Annotated in this window: 15 protein-coding genes and 3 tRNA genes; 4 read left to right on the plus strand and 14 right to left on the minus strand. The window is 70.3% G+C overall.

The features are described from left to right. The first annotated feature begins 98 nt into the window (after positions 1 to 98). Complete coding sequence (locus F4X11_13795) at positions 99 to 425, plus strand: hypothetical protein (GenBank protein ID MYN66086.1); 327 nt, start codon at positions 99 to 101, stop codon at positions 423 to 425. 549 nt (positions 426 to 974) lie between these two features. On the opposite strand, the gene F4X11_13800 is transcribed toward F4X11_13795, so the two are convergent. The 3 genes from F4X11_13800 to ligD all read right to left on the minus strand — a co-directional run bounded on the left by F4X11_13800 (position 975) and on the right by ligD (position 3,498). Then, positions 975 to 1,051 (minus strand) — tRNA-Arg (locus F4X11_13800). A 58-nt stretch (positions 1,052 to 1,109) separates the two neighbouring features. Beyond that, a tRNA-Arg gene (locus F4X11_13805) sits at positions 1,110 to 1,186 on the minus strand. An 89-nt stretch (positions 1,187 to 1,275) separates the two neighbouring features. Continuing rightward, positions 1,276 to 3,498, minus strand: coding sequence for a DNA ligase D (gene ligD, locus F4X11_13810; GenBank protein ID MYN66087.1), 2,223 nt, complete (start codon positions 3,496 to 3,498; stop codon positions 1,276 to 1,278). 60 nt (positions 3,499 to 3,558) lie between these two features. On the opposite strand from ligD, the gene F4X11_13815 reads away from it, so the two are divergent. Continuing rightward, positions 3,559 to 4,446 carry a Ku protein gene (locus tag F4X11_13815; GenBank protein ID MYN66088.1) on the plus strand — a complete coding sequence of 296 codons (888 nt, stop codon included), beginning with the start codon at positions 3,559 to 3,561 and terminating at the stop codon, positions 4,444 to 4,446. 85 nt (positions 4,447 to 4,531) lie between these two features. Here F4X11_13815 and F4X11_13820 read toward each other — a convergent pair whose 3' ends face one another. The 10 genes from F4X11_13820 to F4X11_13865 all read right to left on the minus strand — a co-directional run bounded on the left by F4X11_13820 (position 4,532) and on the right by F4X11_13865 (position 14,820). Further along, positions 4,532 to 5,950, minus strand: a complete 1,419-nt coding sequence (locus tag F4X11_13820) for a PQQ-binding-like beta-propeller repeat protein (GenBank protein MYN66089.1) — start codon at positions 5,948 to 5,950, stop codon at positions 4,532 to 4,534. After that, the gene (locus tag F4X11_13825) at positions 5,947 to 6,405 is read right to left on the minus strand and encodes a carbon monoxide dehydrogenase subunit G (protein ID MYN66090.1); all 459 of its coding nucleotides are present in this window, start codon (positions 6,403 to 6,405) and stop codon (positions 5,947 to 5,949) included. The genes F4X11_13820 and F4X11_13825 overlap by 4 nt, the downstream gene beginning before the upstream one ends. A gap of 50 nt (positions 6,406 to 6,455) precedes the next feature. Next, a complete protein-coding gene (locus F4X11_13830) occupies positions 6,456 to 7,640 on the minus strand; it encodes a VWA domain-containing protein (protein MYN66091.1) in 1,185 nt (394 codons plus the stop codon). Between the two features lie 46 nt (positions 7,641 to 7,686). Further along, positions 7,687 to 8,631 carry a MoxR family ATPase gene (locus F4X11_13835; protein ID MYN66092.1) on the minus strand — a complete coding sequence of 315 codons (945 nt, stop codon included), beginning with the start codon at positions 8,629 to 8,631 and terminating at the stop codon, positions 7,687 to 7,689. Between the two features lie 3 nt (positions 8,632 to 8,634). Continuing rightward, positions 8,635 to 9,549 carry a xanthine dehydrogenase family protein subunit M gene (locus F4X11_13840; GenBank protein MYN66093.1) on the minus strand — a complete coding sequence of 305 codons (915 nt, stop codon included), beginning with the start codon at positions 9,547 to 9,549 and terminating at the stop codon, positions 8,635 to 8,637. 4 nt (positions 9,550 to 9,553) lie between these two features. Then, complete coding sequence (locus F4X11_13845; GenBank protein MYN66094.1) at positions 9,554 to 11,935, minus strand: molybdopterin-dependent oxidoreductase; 2,382 nt, start codon at positions 11,933 to 11,935, stop codon at positions 9,554 to 9,556. Between the two features lie 14 nt (positions 11,936 to 11,949). Then, on the minus strand, positions 11,950 to 12,429 hold the full coding sequence (locus F4X11_13850; GenBank protein ID MYN66095.1) for a (2Fe-2S)-binding protein: 480 nt from the start codon (positions 12,427 to 12,429) through the stop codon (positions 11,950 to 11,952). 94 nt (positions 12,430 to 12,523) lie between these two features. Continuing rightward, complete coding sequence (locus F4X11_13855; protein ID MYN66096.1) at positions 12,524 to 13,399, minus strand: oxaloacetate decarboxylase; 876 nt, start codon at positions 13,397 to 13,399, stop codon at positions 12,524 to 12,526. Beyond that, a complete protein-coding gene (locus F4X11_13860; protein MYN66097.1) occupies positions 13,396 to 14,718 on the minus strand; it encodes an alkaline phosphatase family protein in 1,323 nt (440 codons plus the stop codon). The genes F4X11_13855 and F4X11_13860 overlap by 4 nt, the downstream gene beginning before the upstream one ends. A 26-nt stretch (positions 14,719 to 14,744) precedes the next feature. Further along, positions 14,745 to 14,820: transfer RNA gene (locus tag F4X11_13865), tRNA-His, on the minus strand. Between the two features lie 132 nt (positions 14,821 to 14,952). On the opposite strand from F4X11_13865, the gene F4X11_13870 reads away from it, so the two are divergent. Then, on the plus strand, positions 14,953 to 16,263 hold the full coding sequence (locus F4X11_13870; protein ID MYN66098.1) for a SpoIIE family protein phosphatase: 1,311 nt from the start codon (positions 14,953 to 14,955) through the stop codon (positions 16,261 to 16,263). A 54-nt stretch (positions 16,264 to 16,317) separates the two neighbouring features. Here the strand turns inward: F4X11_13870 and F4X11_13875 are convergent, their stop codons facing one another. Continuing rightward, the gene (locus F4X11_13875) at positions 16,318 to 17,367 is read right to left on the minus strand and encodes a DUF3500 domain-containing protein (GenBank protein ID MYN66099.1); all 1,050 of its coding nucleotides are present in this window, start codon (positions 17,365 to 17,367) and stop codon (positions 16,318 to 16,320) included. A 217-nt stretch (positions 17,368 to 17,584) separates the two neighbouring features. Between F4X11_13875 and F4X11_13880 the strand changes: the two genes are divergently transcribed. After that, positions 17,585 to 19,990, plus strand: coding sequence for a carbohydrate binding family 9 domain-containing protein (locus F4X11_13880; protein ID MYN66100.1), 2,406 nt, complete (start codon positions 17,585 to 17,587; stop codon positions 19,988 to 19,990). Positions 19,991 to 20,202 lie beyond the last annotated feature (212 nt).

Raw genomic sequence — 20,202 nt, forward strand, 5'->3', positions numbered from 1 at the left:
CGAACCGGCCGATCGCGTCCTCGCCAACCGGCAAAAATAATTGTCGTTGATCAAAAGGGCGAAAGCATGCTGGGTCCGGCTACCGACGAGCGTTCACGATGACCGAAATCGGTGTTCAACTTCCCGAAATCGGCGTTCAACTTCCTCCGAAACCGGCGTTCAACTTCCCCCGAAATCGGCGTTCAACTTCCTCCGACAAACCCATCGAATACGGTGGCGACGCACGCTTCCGCCTGGCAACCACCTTGGCGGCCCTCTTTCTGCCGCGCCCAGCGACCGGCGACGACTTCCGGATCACCAGAATGCTCCGGCGTCAGTCGCTCGTCAGCGCGCCGGCCGTCATCGCGATCGACCGAGGGCGTATCGTCGAGGGGCTGCGGGATCGAGCTCCCGCTGCTCAACGACGGTCATTTGCTCGACGATGATACCCGGCACGCAACCCCTTCGGCTGCTTGGTCAATGGGGGAAGCCGGACTGCCCGCGAGTTCCGAAGCGCCTCGTGGTACAGCGCCGCGTCTCCGCCCTTCGTCGTTGACGATCACCTGAGTCCGGCGCGCTGGCGGCCGGAGCTGGCTGAAGACCACGGTCACGCCGCGTCGAAGTACCTCGCGACCTCGAGGGGCTGGACCGTCCCGGTCTCGTTCGGATCCCCGCCCGGCGACGTGCCGGCGCCCCCCGGCCCCACCTGCTGTCGCAATGCGCCGTTCCCGCCGCGGCCCGCCCTGACGAAGTGGTGGCCCCGGACTGCGGAGATCCGCCGGTATGGGAGTTGACCGGGCAGGGCGGCTCGCACGCTGCGAAGCCGCGCGGGCGGGGTGCTAACTTTTTCTGCTAACTTTTGGTGCCTGAAAGGGGCGTCCTGGGACCCGATCTGACCCGATCTGACCCGAACGCGGTAGAGGCGGTCCCGGTCGGAAGAGCGCCAAAAACCCAAAGAAAAAGGCCCTTTTCGTTGAGGAAAGGGCCTGAAGAATTGGCGCGCCCGACAGGATTCGAACCTGTGGCCTTCGGCTCCGGAGGCCGACGCTCTATCCAGCTGAGCTACGGGCGCTTGTATCCACGATCCGCTCGCCAGCCGGATTCCCGGCGGCAGCGAGTACTGACCGCGTTGGCGCGCCCGGAGGGATTTGAACCCCCGACCTACGGGTTCGAAGCCCGGCGCTCTATCCAGCTGAGCTACGGGCGCGCGAACGGCCATCTTACCACGCGGTCCACCGGGAATCTGCGCCGCAGGAGTCTCGCGCCGGCAGACTCCCGACGCGACCCATCGTCGCACTACTCCCCGTAGGCGAATGCCGCCTCGAGTCGCGCCGGCTCGGCGGAGCGCATCTTCGCCCAGAGGTCTCCCACCTGCTCGAGGCGCGGAACGATGGACCGGATCGTGAAGTCCTGCGGCCGGAGACCGGCCGCGACCCCCTCGTGCGCCTCCGTCCAGGCGAGCGGCGTCGACACGCCGGCGAACGGGCTGGCGCGGGCGCTGTAGGCGCAGGCCAGCGTCTTGCCGTAGATGTTCTGCAGGTAGTCGATGTAGACGGCGTCGGGCCGCCGCTGCCGGACCATGCGCTCGACGGTGGCCGCCGCCGGGTGGGCGTCGGCCACCACCGTGGCGACGATCTGGCAGAAGATCATGCCCGCTTCGTAGGGTGTGCCGGGCGGGAGCGGAATGAAGATGTGGACGCCCTCGGAGCCGGAGGTCTTGGCGAAGCAGGGCACGCCGAGACGCTCCAGCTCGTCGTGGAGCCAGCAGGCGACATCGAGCACGCGGTCGAACGTTGCTTCCGGCATCGGGTCGAGGTCGAGGGCCACCTGGTCGGCAGACTCGAGATCGTCCAGCGTGGAGAACCACGGGTCCTGCGAGATGACGGCGAGTTGCGCCATGTAGAGCAGGGTCTGAAGCTGCCCGCCGACCAGGTACGGCACGACCGAGTCGGGCTTGGCGGGGCTCTCGCGGACGGTCGCCACGCGGAGGCCGTCGGGCAGCGGGTCCGGCGCGCGGTGCTGGTAGAACGACTTGCCGCCGACGCCGTTGGGAAACCGCTTCATGACGAGGGGCCGATCCGCGACCACCGGCAGCAGGTGCGGGGCCATGCGGAGCTGGAAGCGGAGCAGCTCGCCCTTGGTGATTCCCGGTTCGGGCCAGAAGACCTTGTGGAGGTTGCCGACGGGGACGCGCGCGCCGTCGTGGAGGACGAGGGTGCCGCGCCGGCGGTTGCGCTCCAGGTCCTCGAGTTGCGCCAGCAGGTCATCGACGCCCGGGTCCGGGTGCTCCGGTTCCGGTGCGGCCGCCCGGTGCTCCGGTCGTGCCGGGGCCGTCGCTCTCCCTGTCTGCGGTGAGGTGCGCGCTTCCTTCTCGACGCGGCCGGTCGGCCGTGTCGCGGCGCGTCGCGCGGGCGGATCGGCGGCGCCGCCCGGGGGCGGGCGCCGCGCCGGAAGCCGGACATCCGCCGGCCGCTTGTCTTCCCGCAGGCCGTGGTAGACGGGATGGCGCAGCACGCCGTCCGGCGTCCACTGGCTGAACCCCGTCTGCACGACGAGGACCGGCTCGACCCAGCGGCGCTTCTCGGACGGTTTCGGCTGTGTCAGCTCCACGAAAGGCGGCGCATCGGTCGCCAGCGGGGTGAGGAGGCCGGCGATGCGGTCGAGCTCGGCGTCGGTGAATCCGGTTCCGACCTGTCCCGCGAAGACGAGCGCCCCGGTCGCCGGTCGACCCTTGCCGGCGGCGTAGTAGCCGAGGAGGAGGGCGCCGAAGTGCGGGCGCGATCCGCGCGGCAGGGTCCAGCCGCCGACCACGAACTCCTCGGTGCGCGTGAACTTCACCTTCTGCCAACCGGAACCGCGGCTGCCGCTGGCGTAGCGCCCGTCGGGGCGCTTGACGATGATTCCCTCCCAGTCGCGCTTCAGGCCGCGATCCGCCAACGCCGCGCCGTTGCCGGTCGTGCTCTCGATCAGGCGTACCGGTTGCGAGCAATCCGGGCGCAGCAGGCGTTCCAGCCGCCGCCGGCGGTCGGTAAACGGGAGCGGCCGGAGATCCTCGTCCCCGTCGCGCAGCAGGTCGAAGACGACGAGCGCGGTCGCGACGCGGCATACCGCCACGCGCACGGCACCGCCCGTCGCGTGCAGCCGCCCCTGCAGGTGCTGAAACGGCAGCGCCGCGCCGTCGTCGCCGGTCGCCACGATCTCGCCGTCCAGCAGCACCGGACGGCGCAGCCGGCGTCCGAGGGCGGCCAGCGGCTCGACGAGATCGGGAAACTGCGCGGTCTTGTCGCGGCCCAGACGTGTGTAGAGGCAGGGGGGCGCCGAGCCGTCCAGCGCCACCAGGGCCCGTATGCCGTCGTACTTCGGTTCGAAGACGAGCTCGGGCCGCGAGAGCAGACGCGCGTGAGCGCTCGGCGGGGCCGATTCGGCCAGCATCGGCCGCACGTCGCGCGGGTCGCCGCGCCACGCCGTCGCCGCCTGCCGTCGCCGCACCTGACGCTTCGCCATGGAAACTACCAGCATACGGGAACCCCGGAGCGCGTCCTGCCGATATATTCAGGGAAGGAACAAGGAGCACGAACGATGGCCGCACGTCCAACCTGGAAGGGCCACCTGAAGGTGAGCCTGGTGACCGTCCCGATCCGGGTCTTTCCCGCGACCAACGCGACCGGCGTCATCCGGTTCAACCAGTTGCACGCCACCTGCCGGACGCGGATCCGCCAGAAGAAGTGGTGCGAGGAGTGCGACACCGAGGTGGACAAGTCGGAGATCGTCAAGGGGTTCGAGTTCGAGAAGGGGCGCTACGTCGTGATGGACGACGAGGACCTCGCCAAGGCGAAGCCCGAGTCGACCCGGATCATCAATCTGCTCCGGTTCGCCGACGTCGAGTCGATCGATCCCATCTACGTCGAGCGGCCGTACTACTTGGCGCCGGACGGGAAGGTCGCCGGCGAGGCGTTCGCGGTGCTCCGTGAAGCCCTCGAGGGCAAGGCGGGCATCGGCAAGCTGGCGCTGCTCGGTCGGGAGTACCTGGTCGCGGTGCAGCCGCGCGAGCGGGGGCTGATGATGTTCACGCTGCGCGCGGCGAGCGAGGTGCGCCGGATGTCGGCGATAGACGAGCTCGAGGACCTGCCGGAGACGGTCAACGAGGCCGAGGTGCAGCTTGCGCGGCAAGTGATTGGAACCTTCGCCGGCGATCTGGACCTGTCGGAGTTCACCGACGAGTACCAGGCGGAGTTGCGGCGCATCATCGACGCGAAGGTCGCCGGCGAAGAGGTGGTCGAGCAGGAAGCGGATTCTCCCGCCAAGGTCGTGAACCTGATGGAGGCGCTGCGCAAGAGCCTCGATCAGGTCAGCGCGTCGAAGAAGAAACCGGTGAAGGCGCCGGCGAAGCGGGCCGCGAAGGGCGCACGCAAACGAGCGTCCGGCGCGGCGGCGGCGGCCCCGGTTCGCAAGCGCAAGCGCGCATGACGGTCACACCGCGCAGGCACGCCCGCCGTGCATCGCGAAGGCGCCGCACCCGGTTGTCGGCAGCAGCGAGCGGCCCGGTCTGCGGTCAGGGCGACAAGTCGAACGCGGCCATCTGCCGGGCGTTCCGCACCAGGATGCGGCCGCCCGCCATGGCCGGGACGTTCCAGGTCTTGCCTTCGATCGCGCGAAAGCCGGCGACCTCGTCGTGGCCGTCCGGCGTCGCCCGCACCAGCACGAGGTCGCCCCGCTCGGTCAGCACCACCAGGTGGTCGCCCGCGGCCAGGAGCTGCCCGTAGCCGTAGCGCCCGCCCTTCCACCGCAGCTCGCCGGTGGCGGCGTCGATGCAGGCGAGTATCGAATTGTCGAGCCCGTAGATGTAGCCGTCGATCAACACGGAGCTGCTGAACTTGTTCTTCATCCGGTTCGATTCCCATACCGTCGCCGCGGTGAGGCGGCTGCCGGCGGGAGTCAGCTCGACGAGCGCGGCGCCCTTTCCGTAGCCGGCCGAGAGGAAGAGTCGCGTGTCGTTTATGACGAGCGGCTGTGCGATGTTGGGCACGACCGGGACGGTCCACGGATACTCCCACAGCAGCGCCCCGTCCGCCGGCCGCAGCCCGGCGGCCCGCTCGGCGGTGACCACCACGACTTGCCGGATGCCGCCCAGCGTCGCCAGCATGGGGGACGTATAGCCCTGGACGTCGTCCAGCACGTGCCAGGCGACGTCGCCGGTGAGGCGGTCGTAGGCGGCCACCGACCAGTCGCGGCCTCCCGGCTGGACCACGACCACGTCGTCGACGACGAGCGGTGCTCCTGACATCGCCCAGGGCAGGTTGGCGGCGCCGCCGTCGGCCAGGATGTCGCGTTCCCACAGGACCGCACCGGTGGAGGCGTCCAGGCAGACGAACCGACCGGTGGCGCCCAGTGCGTAGACCCGCCCGTCGTGCCAGGTCGGCGTGGCCCGCGGTCCCGGCCCGCCCAGCGTCTCCCGGAAGTGCGCCGGCCAGGCGTGCGTCCAGCGTTCGGCGCCGGAATCGACGTCGTAGGCGGCGACCACCTCCTCGTCGCGGCGTTGCTCGATGGTGAAGGCCAGCCCGTCCGCGATCACGAAAGAGGCGTACCCGCCGCCGATCGGTCCGCTCCAGAGCGGCTCGAGCCCCTCGGCGGGCCAGTCGGTGCGAATCGGCGTCTCCGTGTAGAGCCCGTCCCGGTGCGGGCCGCGGAAGTCGGTCCAGACGGCGTCGTGTTCGGGTACCGCCGGCGTCGCCCGGTTCTCACTCGTAGCGGCCTCCGCGGCGGCCGACGGGGCCGCGGCCGAATCGTTCCGATCCGCCTCCAACGCCGCGTAGTGCGCTTCCGGCGCTCCGAACGAGAAGAGCGGCCGCATGCCGTTGCCGGCGAACTCGATCTGCAGGTCGAAGGCGACTACCAGGAGGCCGACCACCCCCGCGGCGAAGGCCGCGAGCAGGACGACCCCGGCCAGCACGCGCCCCGCCAGCGCCGTCACGAGCCGCCTCCCGCCGCACTGGCCCTCTCTTGCAGGCAGGCGAAGAAGCGGTCCATCATCATCTTCGAGACGCCGCCGAGGAGCCGCTGGCCGACGCGGGCGATCGTGCCTCCGACCTGCGCCCTCCCGGTCACCGCGACGCTCGTCCGGGCGCCGCCGTCGGTCTCCGCGAGGGCGACTTCCGCCGAGCCGTTCACGAAGCCGGGCTTGCCCTTGCCCTCGACGGCGAGCGTGTAGCCGGCCGGCTCGTCCTGGTCGGTCATGCGGACCGTGCCCTCGTAGCGCCCGGTGATGGCCGCGATGCCGATGGTGAGCGTGGCCCGGTAGGTGTCGTCGCCGGTCGGCTCCATAGCCTCGCAGCCGGGGAGGCAGCCGGCGATGACCTGCGGGTCGATCAGCAGGTCCCAGACCCGTTGCCGGGGCGCGTCGAACGTGTAGGTGGCCGAAACTTCCATGTGATCAGCATACCGCGCAAACGTCGGCGAGGCGGTGCCGGAAGGAAGGGTCAGGCCGGCGTCGGCGCCTGACGCCGGGCCGGGCGGTGCGCGGGCAGGCCGTTCAGGTGGCGGGCCAGCGCCTCGAGACTGGCCAGGTTGTGCACCGGCAGGAAGTCGTCGATCGACGGCAGGGCGGCCAGCATGCCGCGCGTCAGCGGCACGTAGTCGGGCGACCCGAGCAGCGGGTTCAGCCAGATCAGGCGATGGCACGAGCGCTGGAGCCGCGCGATCTCCGCTCGCAGGCAACCCGGCTCGCCGCGGTCCCAGCCGTCGGATATCAGGAGCACGATCGGACCCTGGCCCCGTACCCGCCGAGCCCAATCGACGTTGAACGTCCGCAACGCGTCGCCGATTCGCGTCCCGCCGCCGAAGTCGGTGATGGTGCGCGGCAGGTGGGGCACCGCGACCTCGGCCTTGCGCGTGACGAGTTGCCGGGTGATGCGCGTCAGGCGCGTCGCGAAGACGAACGACTCGACCCGGCCCAGCCGCCCGCCGCCGGTCAGCGCATGGACGAAGTGCAGCAGCATCCGGCTGTAGCGCTCCATCGAGCCGCTGACGTCGCACAGCAGGATCAGGGGTCGCCGCCTGGTCTTGCGGCGCCGCTCCGGCAGGTCGATCAGCTCGCCGCCGAAGCGCATGTTGGCGCGCACCGTCCGGCGCAGGTCCAACGCGGGGCCCCGGCCGGGCGTCCAGCGCCTGGACGTACGCTCGCCCAGGTCCCAGTGCAGATCGGCCATCATGCGCTCGGCCGCGGCCAGCTCTTCCTCGGTGAACTGCTCGAAGTCCTTCGCGTAGAGCGACTCGCGATCGCTGTAGCTGAGCACCGCCATCCGTTCGACCTGGTAGCCGGTCCGGCGTTCCGCACCGCTGCCGTCCGCATCGGATTCCGGCGCCTCCGATTCGTACTCCGGCGCTCCCGAGCGGCGCTTCTCGCCCATCGCGCTCAGGTCCTTCTCGGTCCAGTCGCCGTGCGGGCGCCGCCAGAACACGCGGAACGCCTCGTCGAACGTGGCGAGATCGTCGGCCCGGTGGATGAGCAGGCTGCGCAGCGTGTGGTAGAAGTCCGCCCGCCGCCCGACGTCGACGTGCGAGAGCGCCGCGGCCACCTCGCGCGCCCGGCCGGCCTGCACGTCGAGGCCCAGTCGGTGGAGCAGCCGGGTGAAGTGGAGCAGGTTGTGAAGGAGGTAGGACACCGTTCGGCAGAGGCTTCAGGAATGCGTGTGCGGCGGGAGCGACGCTCTACCCGGGCGCCGCCACATTCGGCCCGCCCGTGCGCGCGCCCGGCGTTTTCGCCCGGTTGAGCATCTGCTGGATCCGCTCGCCGCGGACGTTCTGCAGGTCTTCCTGCGTCTTCAGCACGATGCCCAGCGTGCGGTCGATGGTGGCCGCGTCGAGCTCCTGCTTGTCGAGCGCCACGAGCGCCGCCACCCAGTCCAGCGTCTCGGACACGCCGGTCACCTTGTAGAGGTCGGCCTGCCGCAGCTCCTGCACGAAGCCGGTCACCTGCTCGGCGAGCACGGCCGGCGCCTCGGGTACCTTCGTAGTGATGATCCGCAGCTCCTTCTCGAAGCTCGGGTAGTCGATCCAGGCGTAGACGCAGCGCCGCTTGAGCGCGTCGTGCAGCTCGCGGGTGCGGTTGGACGTGATGATCACGACGGGCGGCGCCGCCGCCTTGATCGTCCCGAGCTCGGGTATCGTGATCTGGAAGTCGGAGAGCAGCTCGAGCAGGTAGCCCTCGAACTCCTCGTCGGCGCGGTCGAGCTCGTCGATCAGCAGCACCGGGGGCCGTTCCCGCTCCCGTAGCGCCTGCAGCAGCGGGCGCTCGATCAGGAACTCGGGGCCGAAGAGCTCACGAGCCCGCTCGCGGCGGTCGCGCGCCTGCTCGCCGGCCGCCTCGCCGAGCCGGATCTCGATCAGTTGCCGCGCGTAGTTCCACTCGTAGACGGCGTGGGTGACGTCGAGCCCTTCGTAGCACTGCAGCCGGATCAGGTCGGCCCCGAGCGCGGCCGAGAGGACCTTGGCGACTTCGGTCTTGCCCACTCCCGCCTCGCCTTCGAGCAGCAGCGGCCGGCGCAGCTTCAGCGCGAGGTAGATGGCGGTGGCGAGCCCGTCGTCGGCGATGTACCGGCGCTCCGCAAGGAGCTGTCGCAACTCGTCAATCGACTCGGGATTCGACGGCGGCACCGGTCACGCCCGACCGGCCCGCGCGGCGGCTGCCGCGAGCGCGCGCTGGACGTACACCGGCGCGACTGCCTTGCGGTAGTCTCCCGAGGCGAACACGTCGCCGAGCAGGTCCTCGCCGAGATCGCCCGACACCGCGGCGGCCGCGGCGGCGAAGGCCTCGTCCGACGGCGGCTGATCGTTCAACGCCGCGTCGACGCCGCTGCAGCGCACCGGCTTCGGCACGAGCCCGCCGATGGCGACCGAGACGTCCGTGCAGACCGTTTCCTTCGGTTCGCCCTTGATCTTGGAGATCCAGCCCCCGCCCTTCGTGCCGATCGCGAGCGCCGCGGCGACGCCGATGACGGCGTAGCGCGAGGCGGGGTGCGAGAACTTGACGTAGGCGGTGCCGCGGCCCGCGGCCGACGGGACGCGGATCGAGGTCAGCAGGTCGTTCTCGCCGAGCGTCGTCATCATCACGCCGGTGAAGAAGTCGCCGACGTCGACGGACCGCTCGCCGTCCTTGCCGGCCACCGTCAGCGTGGCTCCGAGCGCGGCGAGCACGGTCGGCAGGTCCGACGCGGGGTCGGCGTGCGCCAGGTTGCCGCCGATGGTGCCGCGGTTGCGCACCGCCGGGTCGCCGATCTGGCTCGCCGCCTCGGCGAGCGCGGCGGCGTGCTCCTTGATCGCGTCCGACGCGGCGATCTCCGCATGAGTCGTCAGCGCACCGATGCGCAGCCCGTCGCCGTCGGTCGAGATGCCGCGCAGCTCCGCGATGCGCCCGATGTCGATGACCGCGGCGGGCGCCGCGAGGCGCAGCTTCAGCAGCGGGATCAGGCTGTGACCGCCCGCAAGGAGCTTCGCGCCGGGGTGCGCGGAGAGCAGTTGGCCCGCCTCGGCCACCGAGCCCGCGCGGTAGTACTCAAAATCGGCAGCAAACATTGGCTCAGCTCCCCTTCGCTTCCTGGATGGCGCGCCACACCCGCTCCGGCGTGAACGGCATGTCCACCCGCGTCACCCCGAGCGGCTTCAGCGCATCCATCACGGCGTTGTAGACGGCCGCCGTCGACGCGATCGTGCCCGCCTCGCCGATTCCCTTCACGCCCAGCGGATGGTGCGGCGAGCGCGTCACGGTCGAGATGACGTCCAGGTCCGGCAGCCGGTCCGCGCGCGGGAGCGCGTAGTCGAGCATCGAGCCGGTGACGAGCTGCCCGCTCTCGTCGTAGGCCGCGCCCTCCCAGAGCGCCTGTCCCACGCCCTGCACGATGCCGCCGTGCACCTGCCCCTCGACGATGACGGGGTTGATCTGCGGGCCGCAGTCGTCGAGCGCCGTGTACCCGGTCAGCTCGACCTGGCCCGTGCTCGCGTCCACCTCGACCACCGCGAGGTGCGCGCCGTACGGGAAGACGAAGTTGGGCGGATCGTAGAACGTGGACGCCTCGAGGCCGGCTTCCATGCCCTCCGGCAGATCCCAGGCGACGTTCGCCATCAGGGCGACGTCCTGGATCGTCTTCGCCTTGTCGGGAGAGCCCTTGACGAAGAACTTGCCGTCCGCGTAGTCCATGTCCTCGACCGAGGCCTCGAGCAGGTGCGCGGCCAGCACCTTCGCCTTGTCGCGGATCTTGCGCACGGCCAGCGCCAGCGCCGCCCCGCCCACCGCGGTGGTCCGGCTGCCGTAGGTGCCCCAGCCCATCGGGGTGGAGTCGGTGTCGCCGTGGAAGATCTTCACGTCGCCGGCGTCGACACCGATCTCGCTGGCGACGATCTGTGCGAAGGTCGTCTCCTCGCCCTGCCCGTGCGGTGACGCCCCGATGAAGACGTGCACCTTGCCGGTCGGGTGGAAACGGACGATGGCGCTCTCCCACAGCCCGCCCTGGAAGCCGATGGCCCCGGCCACCTGCGACGGCCCCAGACCGCAGATCTCGACGTAGGACGTGAGGCCGAGCCCGAGGTACTTGCCGTTCGACGGACCGGCGGCCTGCTTCTCGCGCAACGCCTTGTAGCCGGTGTGCTCGATCAGCTTGTCCAGCGCGCCGGGGTAGTCGCCGCTGTCGTAGTTCAGGGTAGTGACCACCTCGTGGCCGTTCTCGAACTTCGGAATGAAGTTCTTCCGCCGGACGTCGGCCGGGTCCATCTCCAGCTTGTTCGCCAGCATGTCGATCAGCCGCTCGAGCATGAACGTCGCTTCCGGCCGGCCGGCGCCGCGGTAGGCCTCCACGGGGACGCCGTTGGTGTAGACGCCGAAGACGTCCTCCTTCAGCGCCGGAATCGTGTAGCAGCCCGACAGCATGAGGCCGTGCAGGATGGTCGGGATGCCGGGCGCCGCGGTCGACAGGTACGCGCCCATGCCGGCGTGGACGGTGCAGCGCAGGCCGGTGATCTTCCCGTCCTTCGTGGCGGCCAGCTCGACGTCCTGGACGTGATCGCGGCCGTGCGTGGTCGCCTGGTAGTTCTCGCTGCGGGTCTCGATCCACTTCACCGGCCGCCCGAGCGTCTTCGAGCAGAACACGGTGATGAAGTCGGCGGGATAGGCGGCGATCTTGCTGCCGAAGCCGCCTCCCACCTCCGGGGCGATGACGCGCAGCTTGTCCTCCGGAATCCCGGTGACGACCGAGCAGAGGAAACGGACGATGTGCGGGTTCTGGGTCGTGTTCCAGAGCGTCAGCTCGCCGGTCGCCTTGCTGTACTGCGCCACCGCGCCGCGCGGCTCCATCGCATTCGGAATCAGCCGCTGCTGGAGGATCCGCTCCTTGATGACGACGCCGTTCGACTCGGCCTCGGCGAACGCCGCGTCGAGGTCGCCGCCGCCCGCCACGGTCCAGTGGAACGCCTGGTTCCCGGGGATGTCCTCCCCGTTGCCGTCCTTGGCGTGCAACTGCGGGGCGTCCGCCGCGGCCGCCTTCTCGGGGTCGGTGACCACCGGGAGCGGCTCGTAGTCGACCTCGATCAGATCCAGCGCGTCGTGCGCCTGATACGGGGTCTCGGCCACGACCACCGCCACGATGTCGCCGGTGTAGCGGACGACGTCCTTCGCGATGCACGGATAGGGAGCGATCTTGAGCTCCGAGTCCGGGAGCAGCCAGGCGCAGGGTGTCGGCGCCAGGGCGCCCTCCGTGTCCGCGCCGGTGTAGACGGCGACGACCCCGGGGGCCGCCTTGGCCTCTCCGGTGTCGATGCGCGTGATGCGGGCGTGCGCGTGGCTGCTGCGGAGCATCGCCGCGTGCGCCATGCCGGGCAGCACGATGTCGTGCGTATAGGTCGCGCTGCCCGTGATGAGGCGCGGATCCTCGCGGCGGCGGATTCCGGAGCCGAAGATTCTGCTGCTCATGGCTGTTTCTCCCGCTACTTGTCCGCCGCGGCCATCGTCTCGGCCGCTTCACGCACGGCGCGCACGATGTTCTGGTAGCCGGTGCACCGGCAGAGGTTGCCCTCGAGGCCGTGCCGGATCTCGTCGTCGCTCGGCGACGCGTTCGTCCGCAGCAGCTCGTGCGAGGCCAGGATCATGCCCGGGGTGCAGAAGCCGCACTGCAGGCCGTGCTTGTTCCAGAAGCTCTCCTGTAGCGCATGCAGCTTCTCGCCGTCGGCCAGCCCTTCGATGGTCTTGACGTCGGCCCCGTCGGCCTGCACCGCCAGCGTCGTGCAGGACTTGGCGGACACGCCGTCGATCAGGACCGTGCACGAGCCGCACTGGCTCGTGTCGCAGCCGACCTTCGTGCCGGTCAGCTCGGCGAAGACCCGGATGAAGTGGACCAGGAGCAGTCGGGGCTCGACCTCCTGCTCGATTAGGCGGCCGTTGACCGTTGTGCGGACGGGGACTTTCACGCGTCACCTCCCAGGGGAGCGGCATTATAGCGTTCGGCGGCGGATGCGCGCCACCGCCGGACTCGCGGGGTCCGGGCCGAAGCACCGCAGGGGACTAGGAATCGCCGCCGTAGCGCTCGGCGAGGGCGTGCTTCTCGCCCACGCCGATCAGGTCGTTGAAGCGCTCGAAGGGGATGAGCCGGTCCTCGGCGCCGGCCGTCGTGCCCTCCGCCCGCAGATGTCCGTACACGGCCTCCAGCGCGCGGGCCGCGGCGTACAGGCCGGACACCGGATAGAGGACGAGCTGGAACCCGAGCGCGGCCAGTTCCTCGCCGGAGAGCAGCGGGGTCCGTCCCTGCTCGACCATGTTCGCCACGGTCGGCCTGGGCGCCGTCCGGCCCACCACCGCCAGCTCCTCGCGCGTGCGGGGCGCCTCGACGAACGTGGCGTCCGCCCCGGCCGCACGGGCCGCCTCCGCCCTTGCGAGCGCCTCGTCCAGGCCGCCGTCGGCGATGGCGTCGGTGCGGGCGACGAGGAAGAAGTCGGCGTCGCCCTTCGCGTCCACCGCGGCGCGGATCCTGCCCAGGTACTCGTCCCGCGGGACGACCCGCTTGCCGCGCATGTGGCCGCAGCGCTTCGGCCACACCTGATCCTCCAGGAAGCAGCCGGCCGCCCCCGCCGCGATCAGCTCGCGCACGGTCCGCACCACGTTCAGCGCATTGCCGTAGCCGGTGTCGGCGTCGACGAGTATCGGGATGCCCACGCTGCCGCAGATACGCCGCGCCCGGTCGATCACCTCGCTCTGGGTCAGGAGTCCGACGTCGGGCTCGCCGATGCAGGTGGCCGAGACGGCGTAGCCCGACACGAACGCCAGCTCGAAGCCGGCCCGCTCGGCCAGCTTCGCCGACAGCGTGTCGTAGACGCCGGGGAAGACCAGGCTGCCGGCCCGGTCGAGTACGGCGTGCACGCGCGTTGCCCCGTCGAGCGTCATTCCGGCGCCGTTCCCGTGGCCTGGCCGCCGCCGTGCGGAGCGGGCTCGAGGGCGGTGCCGAACGCTGCGAGACTGCCGGCGATCTCCGGGTTCGGCGTCAGGCCGAGCAGGTGGGCGACGAGGGGGTAGACGTCGACCGCGTCGACCGCGGGCAGTGCGACCCCGGCCGCGATTCCCGGACCGGCCGCGAGAAAGATGCCGTGCATTTCCGGCAGGGTCGGATCCCAGCCGTGCATGCCGGCCGGGGGCCGGTAGTCGGGGCCGAGGTGCACCATCCCCAGTCCGCTCGGCATGACCAGCAGGTCGCCGAGGCGCGCGCTGCGACGGGCATGGAGGTGTTCCGGGAGCTCCTCGCGCAGGTAGGCGCGCGCATGCACGAGCCGCGCGTTGAGGCGGTCGCGCAGGTCGCGTGCGCGATCCCGATCGCCGACGTGCAGGCTCACCGAAGGTCCGGCCTCAACCACTCGTACGCCGCTGAGCTCCACGACCTCCGACAGCACCGTGGTTCGATCGGGATCCGGCGCGGCCATTCCGTGATCGGAGACCACGACGAGGGCGACGCGCTCTGCGTGGGGCAGCGTGTCGATGCCGTCCATCAGCCGTCCCAGCAGCGCGTCGGCGCTCTCGACGCTTTGGCGCATGTCCGGATGATCCGGGCCGAGCCGGTGGCCGGCGCCGTCGACCAGCGAAAAGTAGAGGGTGACGAGGTGCGGGCGTTGCGCAGGCGGCAGGGCCAGCCATGCCAGGACCTGGACGATTCGCTCGCGGTTCGGCACCCGGCCGTCGTACGGGCGCCAGTGGCTGGGGCGAACGCCGCCGATGTCCGCTTCGGTTCCCGGGAAGAAGAACGCGGCGGAGACCATGCCCTGCTTCTCCGCCGTGACCCAGATCGGCTCGCCGCCCCACCAGGAGCCGTCCTGCGCGTCGTCTCGCCGCCGGTAGCTGAACTCGGCGCCGCGCGTCGGGTCGTAGAAGCGGTTGCCGACCACCCCGTGCGCTTCCGGATGCAGGCCGGTGGCGATGGAGTAGTGTCCCGGAAACGTGAGCGAAGGGAAGACGCTGACGAGGCCGGCGGCGCGCATCCCGCGGGTTGCCAGAAGGTCGAACCGGGGCGTGTCGAAGCGGCCGAGGTAGGACGGGTGAAGGCCGTCGAACGACACGAGCACGACGTGTGGCCGGGAAAGTGTGGAAGGATCGTTGATCCCGCCGGTTCCGATCGTCTGCGCCGCCGCGAATGCCGTCCCCCAAGGCTCCGCGCCGGTACCGCACGCGACAATCCACGCGGCCAGGGCGAGAATCCGCAGCCCGGTGGACAGCATGCGATGCACGGGTTGCCGGGAGGGGATGGGGTGAGTGACGGGGCTTGAACCCGCGACCTCCGGAGCCACAGTCCGGCGCTCCACCAACTGAGCTACACTCACCACACTGCGTGCCGCGAGGCGGACGCCTCGCGCGGGGCACAATCGACCATTGTAGCATCCCGCCGCGGGCGCTCGCCCGGGCCGGCCTTCAACGGCTTCGGCGCAACCGCGGCAGGCACTTACAATAGCGTCATGTCGAAGTCAGTCGATTCCGGCGCGGATGTCGGCCGGCCGTCGGCCCGGATCGGTGACGACGCGGTGGCCGCGGCGCGCGTGATGGTCGATGCGTTCCGCCTGACGACCGACGGCAGCGACGCGGGACGCATACTCAACGGCATCCTCGACGGTCTCGTATCGCTCGTGGACCACGACGCGGCGGGCGTCTACGTCGTCGATCCGCTCGGCGCGCGCGTATCGCACAGCGTCGCCCGCGGCTGCATCAATCCCGCGCCGGTCGACATGGAGGCGCCGTTCGAGGAGCACGGCGTCGTGGGTCGCGTCCTGGCCACCGGCGAGCCGGTTTCGCTGCACGATCAGCCGGGTGTCTGCGAAGGACGCGAGCGGGCGCGCTCGCGGCTGGTCGTGCCGCTCGTCGGCTCGCGAGGCCGCGTGCGGGGGGCGCTCGATCTGTGGTCGGACCGGTCGTCCGGCTACGACCAGGCGGCCGAGGCGGTAATCGGCGTGTACGCGTCCGCCGTCGCCGCGACCATCGAGAACGCCCGGCTGATTGCGGAAGTGCGCGACAAGCGCCGACTCGACAGCGATCTGGCGCTGGCGCGGGACGTGATGGAGGATCTGCTGCCGGGCGCGACCCCGACGCTGGCTGGATTCGACATCGCCGGGGCGCACGAGTCGTCGCTGGCCGTCGGCGGCGACTACTACGAGTTCATCCCGCTGCCGGAAGATCGCTGGGGAGTGGTTATCGCCGACGTCGTGGGCAAGGGCATCGCGGCGGCCCTGCTGGTCGCCGCGATCCGAGCCTCCATCGCCTCGCTGGTCGGCCACGAGCTGGCCGTGCGCGCGATCATGCGCCGCGCCAACCGTTTCTTTCACGAGTCGGTCGAGGAGGGGCGCTACGTCACGCTCTTCTACATGGTGCTCGACGTCCCCGCGCGCAGCCTGCTGTATGTCAACGCCGGCCACGTGCCGCCCGTGCTGGTGCGCGCCGGCGGCGAGGTGGAGCTGCTGGAGGAGGGCGGCGTGCCGCTCGGCCTGTTCCAGGCGCCGCGCTACTTCGAGGGACACGCGACGTTGGGGCCGGGCGACGTCGTCGGGTTGTACACCGACGGCATCGTGGAGCAGACCAACCCCGAGGGGGAAGAGTACGGCAACTCGCGGCTCATCGGGACGTTGCGGGAGGCGGGAGAGGCCGGCGCGACCGAGCTGTGCAGCCGCGTGATGCAGGACGTGCACAGATTCGGAGCCGGCCGGCAGAGCGACGATCGGACGTTGGTGATCATCCGATCGAACGCCGATCCGACCAGGGATCGGATTCCGTCGTGACGGCCCCGAACGAAGAAAAGAGCCGGACGGGAGCCGCCCGCCCGGCCCTGACTCTCAGTTGGCGTTGACCGTGTCGTGCGCGTACCGCTGGTAGTGCGCGGCGAGGACGTCGCGGCCGAAGTCGCCGTCGAAGTCGCGCCACACGCTGTGGACGTGGTTCGCGGTGTTCTGCACGTTGTTGTACTCGATCAGGAACGTCGGGCCCTGCACGCGGTAGTAGTGCCCCTCGCCCTCCTTGAGGCTCCCCATCCAGGCGAACCGGATGCCGTCGAGTCCGGCCTCTTTCACCTTGGCAAGACGCTCGGCCGCGATCGCCGCCGGCTGCGCCTCGGCGTACTCCTCGATCAGCGCCCAGAGGATGTCCTGCTGGCCGCGACTCAGATCGCCGAAGGCGACCCCGGAGTTCTCCTGTATCCCGGCCTCCCGGTCGGAGGTGGTCAGGATGTCGCTCGGGGCCTCGTCGGAGACGATTGCGGCCCTGCGGTGGGCGTCGGACATCGAGGCGATCAGGCTGCGGGGCAGGATGTCCTCCAGCACCAGAACCCGCTCGCCGGCGCGGCTGCCCTCGCGAACGTACGCCGGGTTGGTGCCGAAGAACTGCGGCGTGCTGGAGGCGAGCATCCCGTCGAGGACGGTCCAATTCGCCGAGATGTGGTGCCCCTCGTAGCGCCAGCCCCAGGACCCGTCCGCGGACGGGTCACCGAAGATCATGAAGAAGTACAGCTCGGTGTCGCGGATGGCGCGTCCTTCGCGGTCATAGAGGATCTGCTCGAGCTGCCGGATGCGCTCGGACTTCTCGTAGCCCTCGGCGCTCAGGCTCGCCTCTACCAGGGCCAGCGCCGCCTTCTTCTGCGTCCCGCTCATCGCCTTCAGGGACACGCCCTTGCGCTCGCGGGGGATGTAGTGCCAGTCGAAGCGATCGTCGCTGTTGAACGGGAACATCGCCGCGGAGCGCTGCTCCGGCGTCAGCGAGTCCAGGAACGCCTGCGCCGCCTCGGCCATCGAGGCGGTCTGGCCGGCCTTGTCCTGCATGGTGGCGGCCCCGGCGGTGACGATGGCCAGGACCACGAAGACGAGTGGAACGAGTCGCGCGGACACCTTCATGGGTTTCCTCCTCAGGGCTGTCTTGCGGTGAAGGCGAGCCTACAACCGGGGGCGGGGGGCGTCAAGATGCCGGCCGTCCCCGCGCCGCCCCGGGGGCACGGGTCGGCATTGCCGGCCTGAGAACAGTCTGCGCTGCGCCCTGCGGCGCAAGCTCTCGGCCGACCACCGGAGCAGACGGTCCGCCGCCCATCCGAATGTGCGAGGATCCACACGGTTCATGAAGGTGCTCGTTGCCGGCGGCCTGCCGGCGTTCCTCGTCTTTTGCGCGGCGGCGGCTGCGGGGCAGTCCGGCGGGGAAGGGTCCGCGCAGACGCGGATAGCGGCGGGGACGCCGGCGCCGGTCCCCGACGGGACGCGATTCGAGACCGACGTCGTCATCGACGGACCGCCTGCGCCCGTGGCCCCCGACGTGATCACGCGCGAGGGCGGCCAGGCGACGATGCGCGCCGTCCGGCTCCTTGCCGGCATCGAGGTCGACGGCCGGCTCGACGAGCCGGTCTACGACGCCGTGGCCCCGGTCTCCGACTTCATCCAGCAGCTTCCCGACGAGGGCGCGCTCGCGACCGAGCGGACCGACGCCTGGGTGATGTTCGACGACGAGAACTTCTACGTCGCCGGGCGCTGCTGGGACAGCGCGCCGCCGAGCGAGTGGGTGGCCACCGAGATGCGCCGCGACGCGTTCAACATGCTGAACAACGACCTGTTCGGCTTCCTGATCGACACGTTCTACGACCGCCGCAACGCGCTGCTGTTCTATGCGAACCCGCTCGGCGGCTTCGTCGATCAGGCCCTCACCAACGAGGGCAACCCGAATCGCGACTGGAACCCGGTTTGGGACGTCAAGACGGACCGGTTCGACGGCGGTTGGACCATCGAGATGGTCGTGCCCTTCAAGTCGCTCCGCTACCGCCCGGCGCGCGACCAGGTCTGGGGGATCCAGCTTCGGCGCACCGTGATGCGCAAGAACGAATGGGCCTACCTGACCCTGATCCCGATCTCGGCCGCGGGGTTCGGCGGGCGCGGGGGCGTCTTCCGGGTGTCCGCCGCCGGCACGCTGGTGGGGCTCGAGGCGCCGCCCGCCGGCAACAACCTGGAGATCAAGCCCTATGCCATAGGGGGTTTGACCAGCGTCCCGGGGGAAGTCGCGGGGTTGAATGCCGGCCCCGACCCGCGGGTCGAGGGCGACGGCAAGCTGGGGGTGGATCTGAAGTACGGCGTCACCCAGAACCTGACCGCCGATTTCACCGTCAACACCGACTTCGCGCAGGTCGAGGTCGACGAGCAGCAGGTGAACCTGACCCGCTTCAACCTGTTCTTCCCCGAGAAGCGGGAGTTCTTTCTCGAAGGGCGCGGCATCTTCGACTTCGCCCGCGGCAGCTTCCGTACGGCGCGCAGCCTGCGGCGGGGCAGCGTGCTCGGCGGCGGCGACGCGCCGACCATCTTCTACAGCCGCCGCATCGGGCTGCAGGGCGGGCAGGCGGTGCCGATTCTCGGCGGGGGGCGCCTGACCGGGAAGATCGGCGCGTTCGATGTCGGGGCGTTGAACATCCAGACCGGCAACGAGGCGGTCTCCGGCGCCCTGGACACGAACTTCACGGTGCTGCGCGTCAAGCGCGACATCCTGCGCCGCAGCAGCGTCGGCGGACTCGTGACGAACCGGTCGCTGGCGCTTTCCGGCGAGGGATCGAACCAGGCCTACGGCGCGGACGCCACCTTCTCGTTCTTCGACAGCGTGAACCTCCTCGGCTACTACGCGAGAACGCGCACCACCGGCGTGACGGGCCGCGACACGAGCTACCAGGCCCGCTTCGACTACGGCGCCGACCGCTACGGCCTGGAGGTGGACCACCTGCTGGTCGAGGACGACTTCCGGCCGGAGGTCGGGTTCCTGCGCCGGCGGAACTTCCGCCGCACGTCGCTGTCCGGGCGCTACAGTCCGCGGCCGCGCTCGATCGAGTCGGTCCGCCAGTTCGTGCTGGAGGCGAGCCACGACTACTTCCTGACCGCCGACACCGGGTTCCTGGAAACGCGCCAGAACCAGGTCGCGTTCCAGACCGAGCTCGAGAGCAGCGATCAGTTCGGGGTGCGGCTGAGCGACAGCTACGAGCTGCTGCAGCGGCCGTTCTTTCCGTCGGGCGGAGACGTCGCGATTCCCGCCGGCGGCTACGGCTTCACCGACGTGCGCCTGACGTACGCGCTGGGGCCGCAGCGGCTGCTCAACGGGCGGGTGGAGGTAGCGACCGGCGGCTACTTCGACGGCGACATCACGTCCGTCGATCTCAGCCGCGGCCGGGTCGACCTGCTGCCGCAACTGGCCGTCGAGCCCAGCCTGTCGTTCAACTGGATCGACCTGCCGGGCGGATCGTTGCGCACCGATCTCGTGCGGGCGCGCGTGAACTACACCTTCACGCCCCGGATGTTCTTCAGCGGCCTGCTGCAGTACAACTCCGCGAGCCGGACGCTGGGGACCAACCTCCGGCTGCGCTGGGAGTACTCGCCCGGGAGCGAGCTGTTCGTCGTCTACACCGAGGAGCAGGATACCGATCCGCTGCGGCCGGACCGTTACGACGGGCTTCGCGACCGCGGGTTCGTGATCAAGCTCACGCGGCTGTTCCGCAACTAGCGCCCCGAAACGCCTCGCAGGCTCGGCGTTCGGCCCATCCCCCCGCTCCATGACTCTGCGCCACAGCACTTCGCTTCGCTGTTCTGCGGCGCAGACTCCTGGCATGATTCGCGGTCGCGTGGGCCCGACCTTCCGGTCGAGCGCCGTAAACACCGGGGCGCTCCTGTCCGTCTGACATACTTGGCGGTATGCACGGCCGATCGACACTTCTC

The organism is Acidobacteriota bacterium (assembly GCA_009861545.1).
Lineage (GTDB): Bacteria > Acidobacteriota > Vicinamibacteria > Vicinamibacterales > UBA8438 > WTFV01.

Excerpts from the sequence above, each read along its gene's own strand:
- F4X11_13860 (MYN66097.1), bottom strand. The coding sequence starts at position 14,718 with ATGCTGTCCACCGGGCTGCGGATTCTCGCCCTGGCCGCGTGGATTGTC.
- F4X11_13875 (MYN66099.1), bottom strand. The coding sequence starts at position 17,367 with ATGAAGGTGTCCGCGCGACTCGTTCCACTCGTCTTCGTGGTCCTGGCC.
- F4X11_13870 (MYN66098.1), top strand. The coding sequence starts at position 14,953 with ATGTCGAAGTCAGTCGATTCCGGCGCGGATGTCGGCCGGCCGTCGGCC.
- ligD (MYN66087.1), bottom strand. The coding sequence starts at position 3,498 with ATGCTGGTAGTTTCCATGGCGAAGCGTCAGGTGCGGCGACGGCAGGCG.
- F4X11_13825 (MYN66090.1), bottom strand. The coding sequence starts at position 6,405 with ATGGAAGTTTCGGCCACCTACACGTTCGACGCGCCCCGGCAACGGGTC.
- F4X11_13845 (MYN66094.1), bottom strand. The coding sequence starts at position 11,935 with ATGAGCAGCAGAATCTTCGGCTCCGGAATCCGCCGCCGCGAGGATCCG.
- F4X11_13855 (MYN66096.1), bottom strand. The coding sequence starts at position 13,399 with ATGACGCTCGACGGGGCAACGCGCGTGCACGCCGTACTCGACCGGGCC.
- F4X11_13795 (MYN66086.1), top strand. The coding sequence starts at position 99 with ATGACCGAAATCGGTGTTCAACTTCCCGAAATCGGCGTTCAACTTCCT.
- F4X11_13880 (MYN66100.1), top strand. The coding sequence starts at position 17,585 with ATGAAGGTGCTCGTTGCCGGCGGCCTGCCGGCGTTCCTCGTCTTTTGC.
- F4X11_13840 (MYN66093.1), bottom strand. The coding sequence starts at position 9,549 with ATGTTTGCTGCCGATTTTGAGTACTACCGCGCGGGCTCGGTGGCCGAG.
- F4X11_13815 (MYN66088.1), top strand. The coding sequence starts at position 3,559 with ATGGCCGCACGTCCAACCTGGAAGGGCCACCTGAAGGTGAGCCTGGTG.